This is a genomic window from Streptomyces sp. NPDC088553, assembly GCF_044752965.1.
GTDB lineage: Bacteria > Actinomycetota > Actinomycetes > Streptomycetales > Streptomycetaceae > Streptomyces.
On sequence record NZ_JBIVMG010000024.1, the window covers coordinates 1 to 1003 of the forward strand.

Annotated in this window: 1 protein-coding gene; it reads left to right on the forward strand. The window is 69.7% G+C overall.

Annotation, left to right across the window (positions count from 1 at the left end):
• The coding region (locus ACIP8Z_RS37590) for an acyltransferase domain-containing protein (protein WP_402091541.1) at positions 1-1003 on the forward strand (1003 nt) is incomplete at both ends.

The window sequence follows — 1003 nt, forward strand, 5'->3', positions numbered from 1 at the left end:
TGGGTCGGCATGGCCGTGGGCCTGCTGGACTCCTCCCCCGTTTTCGCGCAGGTCATCGCCGACTGCGAGACAGCCCTCGCACCGTTCGTGGACTGGTCCCTGACCGCCGTCCTGCGCGGACAGGAAGACGCCCCCGGCCTCGACCGCGTCGACGTCGTCCAGCCCGCCTCCTGGGCCATGATGGTCGCCCTCGCCGCCCTCTGGCGCGCCGCCGGCATCAACCCCACCGCCGTCGTCGGCCACTCCCAGGGCGAGATCGCCGCCGCCGTCGTCGCCGGCGGACTCACCATCCAAGACGGCGCCCGCATCGTCGCCCTCCGCTCCAAAGCCCTCCGCGTCCTCTCCGGCGGCGGAGGCATGGCCTGGATGAGCGTCCCCGAAACCGAAGCCGAGAACATCCTCACCGCCTGGCCCGGACAGATCTCCGTCGCCGCCGTCAACGGCCCCTCCTCCACCGTCGTCGCCGGCCGACCCGAAGCACTCGACGAACTCCTCGCCCACTGCGAAGCGACCGACGTGTGGGCCCGCCGCATCCCCGTCGACTACGCCTCCCACTCCGCACACGTCGACGAGATCCACGACACCCTCGCAACCGAACTGAACGACGTCGCCCCCCGAACAGGCAAGATCGCCTTCCACTCCACCGTGACCGGCGGCCTCCTCGACACCAGCGAACTGAACTCGGCGTACTGGTTCCGCAACCTCCGCAGCAAGGTCCGCCTCGCCGAAGTCGTCCAACAACTCGCAGCACCCGACGTCGTGTTCATCGAAGTCAGCGCACACCCCGTCCTCATCTCCGGCATCACCGAGACCCTCGGCGACACCGGCGCCGTCGTCGGCACCCTCCACCGCAACACCGGCAACCTCGAACGCTTCATCGAATCCGCCGCCGAAGCATGGACCCACGGCGCCACCATCGACTGGCCCACACTCCTCCAGCCCTACCAGGCCCGCACCGTCGAACTCCCCCCCTACCCCTTCCAGCGCCAGCACTACTGGCTCG